The sequence below is a fragment of the Syntrophus sp. (in: bacteria) genome (assembly GCF_040768185.1).
GTDB lineage: Bacteria > Desulfobacterota > Syntrophia > Syntrophales > Syntrophaceae > Syntrophus > Syntrophus buswellii.
In genome coordinates, this window is the sequence record NZ_JAXGNC010000009.1 from 114,497 (window position 1) to 123,295 (window position 8,799).

An 8,799-nucleotide genomic window follows, 5' to 3' on the forward strand; every position below is an offset into this window, starting at 1 on the left:
GGATCTTCGCTCAATGCGGATCGTTAAAGGTGAAATCGCAGGACGCTCTTTGATGCCGTCCCGTCAGCTGCGGTCCAGTTCCTGGCGGAGCATCCTCATCAAATCCAGGCTCTTGAAGGGTTTCTGGATGAGCTTGAGTCCATGGTCGAGAATAAAGTTCGTGTGCACGGCGTCTTCGCTGTATCCGCTCATGAAAAGGCAGCGGATTTCGGGGTTGATGGCGCGGATTTCGTCATAGACGGTACGTCCGCCCTTGCGGGGCATCACGACATCCAGCAGCAGCAGGTCGACCTCCCGGCCGTGCTCCTGGTAGATTCGCAGTGCGTCCTCGCCGTCGACGGCGGCCAGGACTCGATATCCGGCCATCTTGAGCATCTCGGTCGTCAGAAAACGAAGCGGTTCGTCGTCTTCCGCCATGAGAATGGTCTCATGGCCGCCCGGGGAGGGGACCTGTCTTTCCTCGAGGATTTCTTCGTCGGTGCTTTCGGTGACCGGTAGGTAGACATTGAAACGGGAGCCTTTCCCCGTTTCGCTGTAGACCTGGATCATGCCGTCGTGCTGCCGTACGACGCCGTAAACGGTGGCCAAGCCGAGACCTGTGCCATGCGACTTTTCCTTGGTCGTAAAAAAGGGCTCGAAGATCTTTTTCTGCGTTTCCCCGTCCATGCCGCAGCCTGAATCCGTAATGCTCAAGAGGACGTACCGGCCCGGCTTCGCCCAATCATGGTGGATGCAATAGTCTTCATCGAGCCAGACGTTTTGAGTTTCAATGGACAGGCGGCCTCCATCAGGCATGGCATCCCGTGCGTTGACGCAGAGATTGATGAGCACCTGTTCGATCTGGCTCCGGTCGGCGTTCACCTTCCATAGAGCATGGCCGGGATGGATACTCAGCTCGATGTTTTCGCCGATCAGGCGACGGAGCATTTTCATCAGATGGTCGACGGCCTGGTTCAGGTCCAGGGGGCCGAGCTGGAGCACCTGCCGCCTGCTGAAGGCGAGAAGCTGGCGGGTCAGAGCCGCCGCTCTCTCACCGGCCTTTTCCACCTCCTTCAATTTCCCGTAGTTCCTGTCGTTGTGTCCCATGGAGAAGAGCACCATGTTGGTGTAGCCCAGGATGGCCTGGAGGATGTTGTTGAAGTCGTGGGCGACACCGCCGGCGAGTTGGCCGATGGCCTCCATTTTCTGAGCCTGGCGCAGTTGCTCTTCAAGGGCTTTGCGTGTCGTGATATCCTGGACAATGACCATGGATCCTTCGGACGCGTCCCTGCCGTTGAGATACGACCGGCTCAGCAGGACCCAGATGCTCCCCCCGTCCTTCCGCTTCATCCTCACCTCCTTTGTCGCGTAGTACGATGATGAATAAAGGGCCTCTCCAACGGCCCGGTATTCGTCGCCGCTGAAATAGAGGAAATCCGTCCTGCGGCCGACCATTTCTTCAGGCCGGTACCCGAAGGTCTGGACGCAATGATCGTTGACCCTGGTCAGGATTCTGTCCTCATCGATGACGCCGATGGCGAGGGGAGCCGCCTGGAACAGGACCCTCCAGAGGGCTTCATTCTGCTTGTGGGCCGTGATATCGTGAGATGAAGAGATGACGGCCTTGACCTTTCCGGAGGCGTCCCGTTCGGGAATGAGCATCGAGTCCAGCCACGTTCCGTCGGGAAGTTGGAACTCCGTGCGGCCGATCTCCCCGGAGAGAAAGGCATGCTCCGTTGCCTGCTCCATCAGGGAGCAAAGCTCTTCGGGGGCTCCCGCTTCTTCAAGGGTTTTTCCGATGAAGTTCCCGGGGGGAATTCCGGTCTGTTCCTTCACGTTGGGATTGACATACAGGAGGCGATGGCGGCGATCAAAACGCATGATCGTGTCCCGGCTGTTTTCCACAACGGCGCGGAACTTCTCTTCGCTTTCCCGGAGCGCCGTCTCCGTCGCTTTGCGCCGGGTGATGTCCCGGACATTGGCCAGTACGACGGGACGGCTGCCAAGATCGATCCGTTTGAGGGCGACATCGACATCGAACAGGGAGCCGTCGTTCGGCCGCTTTGCCTTCCATTCAAAGGTGACCGTTTCCCCCTTCATGACCCGGTCCCATCGTTCCTTCTGCTCCGCCAGGGAGCTGCCCTCGCAGGAAAAATCGTCGATGATGGTGGAGCGGATCGCCTGTTCTTTCGTGATCTCATAGAGATCAAGCATTCTCTGGTTGCCTTCCAGGATCCGCCCTTCGAGGTCATGAATGAAAATGGCGTCGTAGGTGTTGTCAAGGATCGTCCGGAGAGCCTGCTCCGATTTTCTCAAGGCCCGTTCCGCCTTCTTCCGCTCGCTGATATCCCGGGATATGACGAGAATTCCGGTGAGCTTACCTTGCGTGTCCCGGATAAAGGAAAAATTGGCTTCCATCCAGATCAGGGAGCCATCCTTCCGGAAGGTTTCTAGTTCCAGCGTTCTGGTCCTGTCCGGATCGGCGGTCCCGGTTGCTTCCAGCGTCATCTCTTCCTCGAAAGCAGAAAGGACCTGCTGCAGGGATTCCGGGGTAAGGTCCTGATCGATGGTTCTTTCTGAAGCCTCTTCGACGGTGAACCCACGGATTCGAAACACGGAGGGGCTCAGATAGACGCAACGCTGATTCAAGTCCAGGATGCGGATGATGTCCGCGGTATTTCCCATGATGAAGCGATATTTCGCTTCGATTTCCCTGAGAGAGTCATCCATGTGCTGATGCTCTGCCTTGTACAGCTCCAGCTCTTGAATATGTTGCTTCAGCGAGGAAATTTCATCGAGGAGTTCCTGATGTCCCCTGTTTATTGCGTCCATGTGTCCCATCAGATCGGTTTTCTCCCGTATCGGATCTCAAAAGGATGACCGTGAAAAGAAAAAAGGTCCATTATATAAGGAAATAAAAGACAAAAAATTTTATCACTTTTGTCAGAAGATTGACAGATTTTATTATCATGAGAGGCAAGAAACATTCCCGTTTTCCTGTTATGTTGAACTCGATGCGGAATTCCCATGAGAAGGTTCAGGGGTGGTCTTTCTGAGATTGTCTTGACAGGAGGGAAGCATTTTAATTATGGTTCAGATCATTACAATATCCTTTCAAACGCGAGAGGTCCAGATCAGGCTCAGATTCTTCTGTTCGGCGATCGCGCAGGACGACAGGTCCAATCACGGCTGGAGGCGGAGGGAACCATGTTTCTAAGCGGGTTTGTACATCGGGGAGAGCTGTTTCAGATTGCCGAACGGTGGTTCCGGGAAAAGCTGGAACCCAGCGATGCCCGGCGCCTCACGGAAATCCTCATTGCCGACGGGTTCATCCTGGGCGAGACGCTGCAGGACCTTACCCGCTTTCTCGTTCACGAGCTTCATCCGCAGCCTGCAGCCTGCACGGGACATCCCATTTCTTTCAAGGGGCAGCTCCGAAACGCCCTCCTCAGCTTCCAGGGGGACCTCTCCCCGCGTGTCCGTGAGCTGCTTTCGACATATCAGCGGAATCCGGATTTTTTCTACCGGGATGCCCCCATAAACGGCGTCATGTATTTAGGCGACGCGGGAGAGCTTCTTGCCGCCTGTCGCATCAAGCGCCCCCGCCGCGTGGCGGAGAAGGCCAATCGCAGAATCGCGTCATGGCTTTTCAGCATCGTGCAGTCCGAAGCCGAGAAACTGGCGGGGGAGCGGGCCAGCCGGATGGGGGTTCCCCTCAGCCTGCTGCTGACTCCTGAAGAGGAAATGGTGGAGGAATTCGCCCGGGCTGAAGAGATCATCTCTCGAAAGTTCATCTCCGGAGAAATTTCCTTCGACCCGGAGTTCCTCACCATCCATGATGTCGGCGGCATCAAGATGGTCGGGACGCCGGAAGAGCTGCTGATGATCGAGGAGTCTCTTTCGAAGCGCCGGAATTGCCGGATCGTTGAAAGGGAATCCCTTCAGGGCCTTTACAACGCCGTCAATCTAATCGTGGAGATTCCCTGGAATCGGGAAGAGGTCTGCAGGCGCTACGAAAAGAAACGCTGGTGGGAGCACGTCGGAAACCGCGGGCTTTCGGAGGCTTACCTGAGGCGCGGTCTGGCAAACCTGCTCGGGAATGCCGAAGATTCCATCAAGATCGAAGTCATCTTGACCACCTTCCCCGACCTGGTTGAATCGGAACTGGGAAATTCCATCCACGAAAAGCGGATCATCACCCAGCGGGACAATAAGGATTACAAGGGGAATATCCCCCTCAACATCGAATTCCTGGTGGAGTATCTCTTTGCCGTGGGGTTCAGCCCTCGAATCGAGGTGGATTCCATTCCCATTCATCTCTGGGGCCGTTATCTCCCCGACACCCTTTTTTCCCACATCCGCAGGCTACACAATATGCCTCCCCAGGACCTGTTTTACTGAGACCGGTCCCTGGGCGGGGGGATGTCCTCAACCGGGAAGTTCTCGCTCTCCCCATCGGCGGCCTTCTGCGCTTCCTGGTCCCTCGGCGCAGCCGGAGCCGCGTCTGTGACGCGGCTCCGGCAGGGCGCGTCCAGGACCTCCCGGATCTTCCTGGAGAGGCCTTCGATGTTGAACGGCTTCTGGATAAATCCGCCGCACCCCCGGTCCATGATCGACTGCGCCTGACCATCGAGGCTGTAGCCGCTGCTGAGCATGACTTTTGCCTCAGGGTTCAGTTCCCGGATGCGGTCGAAGGTTTCTCCCCCTGACAGTTCAGGCATGATCATATCGAGAATGACCAGGCCGATGTCGTTTTTCTTTTTCCGGTAAAAGGCGATGGCCTCCTGCCCGCTTGTCGCCTCATGGACCGTATATCCCAGAAATTCGAGCATGGCTTTGCTCACGGCAAGGATGGTGGGCTCATCATCGACCAGAAGGACCACTTCGCTGCCTCTGAGGGTATGCGATTCAGGCGGCTTCTCTTCGAGGACTTTTTTATCCGATGCGGGGAGATAGAGGGTGAAGGCCGCACCGCGCCCCGGTTCACTGTCAACAAAAATGAAGCCGCCATGTCCCTTGACAATCCCGTAAACCATGGCCAGCCCCAATCCGGATCCCCTTCCCATCTTCTTCGTGGTGAAGAAGGGGTCAAAGATCCGTTTGCTTGTCTCTTCGTCCATGCCGATTCCCGTGTCGGCCACACGGATCATGACGTAATGACCCAAAGGCATGGCGTGAGGCATCATGTCATCCTTGCCGATGGTCACGTTCCTTGCTTCGAGGAGGAGTTGTCCCCCGGCCGGCATGGCATGCTAGGCGTTGACGTAGAGATTCAGGAGGGCCTGTTCGATCTGGCCGCGGTCAACCTCGACGGTCCAGAGGTTCTTGTCGAATTTTCTGGTGATGGTGAGCTCCTTCCTCGTTCGGCCGAACAGGGAAGAGCTCTTCTTGATGAGCTTGTTGATGTCGACGGGCTGTATCTCATACCGGCCGCCCCGGGCGAAGCCCAGGAGCTGCCGGGTAAGGCCGGAGGCGCTTTAAACCTGTTCATCGATGTGCTTTAAATATTCGTGATGGGGATGATGCGGATCGATCTCCTGAAGAAGCAGGGAAACGTATCCCTCGATCCCCATGAGGATGTTGTTGAAATCGTGAGCGACGCCGCCGGCCAGAGTGCCGATCGCCTCCATCTTCTGTGCCTGGATCAGTTGAGATTCCAGGCGTTTCTTGTCGGTGATGTCGCGCATGCTGACGATGGCCCCGGTGACGTCTCCCCTTTCGTTGCGAAGAAGACTCGCCTTGCCCCGCATCAGCCGGCTCGGCCTGCGCACGAAGGGCATCTCTGCTTCAACATAGACGGTATCGCCATCCTTTTTGATGAAGGAATATTTCCCGGCAATTGCGTCATCCCACGAAAGGAGCAGGTCGATGGAGATCGGGCGCCGCTCGCCGTAGAGGGGGATGGCGTATTCATAGTTTCCCCGGCCGACCATTTCTTCCGCGGAAAAGCCGGTCAGCTCTTCGAGCGCCCTGTTCCAGGATATGACTTTCCCGTCAAGGTCGATCGCAAAGGTGGCGTCGGGAAGAAACTCGATGATGCTGGCAAGGCGGCTTTCAGAGGATTTCAGCGCTTCTTCCGATTTTTTCCGCTCGATGAGCCGCCACATACCCTCCATGAGCAGGGTGAGCTGCTGGACATCCGTTTCATGGTAGTCGTCCCTTTTGTTTCCTACCCCGGCGACCAGCACGATGCGGGATTCAACGAACACGGGAATGTTCATGTGCCGGATCACCTCGACGTGACCGGCGGGGCAGCCTTTTTTCCAGGGGTTGGGCGACGCGTAATCGTTTTTAACGATCGGTTTCCTCTGCCGAACCGCTTCCCCCCAGAGGCCGGTGGCGATCACGGGATAGTGGATGGGCTTCTGTTCTGTAGCACATTGAGCCATGGCGGATCGGGACCAGGAGTGCATCGTCAGGATGCTCTCGTCCTCATTCACAAAGGCCAGGTAGCCGATGGTGCTCCTCGTCAGTTCGACGGCTTTTTCCAGGGCGAAATCCGTTATTTCGTGGATGGAGGCGCTTGTCATTGAATTCAGCTGCAGCAGCGCCTCCGTTCGTTCGGCATTGAGCTTCATGGCCTCGTCGGCCCGCTTGAGGGCCGTAATGTCCGTGGAGATGCCGCACAGGCCGTAGATGCTTCCGCTGCCGTCCCTGAGGGGGATCTTCACCGTCCAGTATGTCCGCGGCGCCTGATCCGCCGAAGCAAGATCAACCTCTTCGCGGGTAACGGTTTCTCCATGCTCGATGACGCGGCGGTCGCTTCTCCTGATTTCTTCGACGGAGGCGGCTGAGAAAAAGCTGGTGTCGTCTTTCCCGATGATTTCCTGTTCGCTGGAGCCGAAGAGCCGGCCCACCATGCTGTTGACATAGGTATAGCGAGACCCTCTGTCTTTGAGAAAGATATAGGCGCCGACATTGTTCAGGATCGTATTCCGGAGCTCCTCGCTGTTCTGGAGCGCTTCTTCTGTCCGTTTATGATCGGTGGTGTCGCGGACGATGCCGGCGACCCCGACCACCTCGCCAGCCACAAAGAGGGGAAATTTATGGGTTTCATAGAATCTTTCCCCTACCGGCTCCGCGGTGACCACGAGAGCCCGGCTGCGAACAGCCCGTTGATCACTCTCCCGGCAGGCGCGGGCCACCTCCCCGGGCATGAGTTCGAAGTCGGTCCTGCCCAGGATCTCCTCCTCCCTGCGGCCGAAGAATCGGGCATTGGCGGCATTGACGAGGAGGTAACGGTATTGAAGGTCTTTCAGAAAGAACAAATCCGGCGCGGTGTCGATGAGGAGCCGCAACTGCTGCAGAGAGAATCGCAAGGAGTCCTCTTCCCTCTTTCGCAGGGCGGCGGATTGTTCAAGCTCCCGGATCCTCTCCTGCAGGGCGGCGATTTCTTGAAGAAGATCACGGCTCGTTTCCGAAAGCTCGCTCATGGACTTCCCGCGTGTTAGGCTGAAAGGATAGTGACGTATTAACATTTATTTAATACACATTAACGTGTTTATCGATTCATGTCAACCGGGCATCCGGCGGGTACCTGTGATTGACGTGCGCCGTTGAAAAAGAATCCCTCCGGGCAGCCCGGGCTTGAGATTTTAATGCGGATCTGTCGACGGCTGAAGGCGGGATGGGGATGGAAAGGAGAATCTTGGAATGCCGTTGCGGAATACCTGGAAGTCCGTGGGATCGCGTGGAGTCGGCCCGGCGGGCCGTTCCGCATCGGTTTTACAGCAGATCGGCAGCATCCCGGATGCGCCGCGCCTCCTCGATGAGGGAACCAATCCGGGATGTTTTTTCGTCGAGGCGCGACAACGGCTCTTTGAGGTCGTATTGAATTTCAAGGAAAAGCCGCTCGAACATGGAAGAGATCTCTCGATCCAGGCGCTCCCGGAACTCATTTCGTGATGTCGTCATCTTTTCCGAGAATTCATTCATGAGCGCCGAACGCTTCCAGAGCAGTGTTGCGGCGACCAGGCCGGTCCCTAAAGCGGTCAGGATACCGCCGGTTATGTCAAAGGCGATGAGGTGCGTTGCCATGGCGATGACAGCGCCAATGGCCGCAATCCCCCCGCCGGTCAGCGTGAGTTTGCCGAGTTCGGAGCCCTGAACGCCTTTTTCGGTGACGATGTCTGAGATGCGGAGGTCCTGGAGCTGGTGCCGAAGCCGTTCGAGGATCTCCATGCGGTCCGCGGCGGCGGGATATCCGGCCTTTTGTTGCCCCTCCCGCCGGTGCTCGATGGCCGTGGTCAGATCATCGAGCATGGTTTTCATCTCATCGGAGAGGTCCTTTGAAATGCGGGAGGACTCGGCCTCAATCTCTTTTTCAGCCGTTCGCTCGAACGTTTCGCGGGTTTCGTTGATCCATGTTTTTACATCCTTATCGCGAAGGAAGGGAATGGAGCGGCGCAGGATCGTCCCGATCTCCAAGCCTTGCCGGAAATCCTCCTCAAGTCCGGAGGCAAGACGGTCATAGGAAACGCCCAGACTGTCCACCACCAGCCGCCTGAGCGAAAGCGCCTTCTCACGGCGCCCGTCCACCCTGGCCAGGAGGTCCTGGTAGAAGGCCTTGTCCTCCGCAATGGAGGCCTCCTCCGTGCGAAGTTTCGCAAGCAGGTCGCCGGCGATTTTCCGGACGGTGTCCCGTGACACCTCCAGTTTCATGCTCCAGACCTCGCCGCTCTCCACGGTGTTGCACAGATATTCCCGAAACTCCGCAAAACCGCTGTCCGATGCTCCCTCCATTTCCCGCTTCGCGGAGACCGTAAATAAGATGGGGTTCTGGACGTTGCGCTCGCGGGCGTACTGCCTCACCCGGTCCGA

General features: G+C 57.1%; 6 protein-coding genes. 2 read left to right on the top strand and 4 right to left on the bottom strand.

Annotation, left to right across the window (positions count from 1 at the left end):
• Window positions 1-63: 63 nt before the first annotated feature.
• Window positions 64-2,820: a PAS domain S-box protein gene (locus tag AB3175_RS10340; protein ID WP_367360864.1), complete on the bottom strand. Its 2,757-nt coding sequence runs from the start codon at window positions 2,818-2,820 to the stop codon at window positions 64-66.
• Window positions 2,821-3,186: 366 nt separating this feature from the next.
• Here AB3175_RS10340 and AB3175_RS10345 point away from each other — a divergent pair, with 366 nt between their 5' ends.
• Window positions 3,187-4,380 carry a hypothetical protein gene (locus AB3175_RS10345; RefSeq protein WP_367360865.1) on the top strand — a complete coding sequence of 398 codons (1,194 nt, stop codon included), beginning with the start codon at window positions 3,187-3,189 and terminating at the stop codon, window positions 4,378-4,380.
• Here AB3175_RS10345 and AB3175_RS10350 read toward each other — a convergent pair.
• A complete protein-coding gene (locus AB3175_RS10350; protein ID WP_367360866.1) occupies window positions 4,374-5,186 on the bottom strand; it encodes a response regulator in 813 nt (270 codons plus the stop codon). The genes AB3175_RS10345 and AB3175_RS10350 overlap by 7 nt on opposite strands.
• 42 nt (window positions 5,187-5,228) lie before the next feature.
• On the opposite strand from AB3175_RS10350, the gene AB3175_RS10355 reads away from it, so the two are divergent.
• On the top strand, window positions 5,229-5,483 hold the full coding sequence (locus AB3175_RS10355; protein WP_367360867.1) for a hypothetical protein: 255 nt from the start codon (window positions 5,229-5,231) through the stop codon (window positions 5,481-5,483).
• On the opposite strand, the gene AB3175_RS10360 is transcribed toward AB3175_RS10355, so the two are convergent.
• Together AB3175_RS10360 and AB3175_RS10365 are read right to left on the bottom strand one after the other, a co-directional pair.
• Window positions 5,457-7,412, bottom strand: coding sequence for a PAS domain-containing protein (locus AB3175_RS10360; RefSeq protein ID WP_367360868.1), 1,956 nt, complete (start codon window positions 7,410-7,412; stop codon window positions 5,457-5,459). The genes AB3175_RS10355 and AB3175_RS10360 overlap by 27 nt on opposite strands.
• Before the next feature lie 292 nt (window positions 7,413-7,704).
• The coding region (locus AB3175_RS10365) for a hypothetical protein (protein ID WP_367360869.1) at window positions 7,705-8,799 on the bottom strand (1,095 nt) is incomplete at its 5' end.